This is a genomic window from Yersinia aldovae ATCC 35236 (genome assembly GCF_000173735.1).
Taxonomy (GTDB): Bacteria; Pseudomonadota; Gammaproteobacteria; order Enterobacterales; family Enterobacteriaceae; genus Yersinia; species Yersinia aldovae.
On record NZ_ACCB01000139.1, the window covers coordinates 1 to 239 of the forward strand.

Genomic DNA, 239 nt, shown 5'->3' on the forward strand with positions numbered 1-239 from the left:
CGGCAGCATTGCCAACGCACTCAGGGGGTGAGCGGTTCAACCATTGCTGTCGTCAATGGCTCCAACACGGCACTGACAGGCAATAACAGCGGCTTCTCCGGCCAGTACGCTCTGGCAGGGAACAGCACACTGACGGTTGCCTCGACGGCCAATCTGGGCGCGGCATCGAACATTGCGCTGGCGGGCGCGCAGGACATTCTGGCGCTGAGTGGCTTCAACGGCACCTTTGGCAACACGGT

Annotated in this window: 1 protein-coding gene; it reads left to right on the plus strand. The window is 61.9% G+C overall.

Annotation, left to right across the window (positions count from 1 at the left end):
• The coding region (locus YALDO0001_RS19600) for a hypothetical protein (RefSeq protein WP_042840714.1) at positions 1-239 on the plus strand (239 nt) is incomplete at both ends.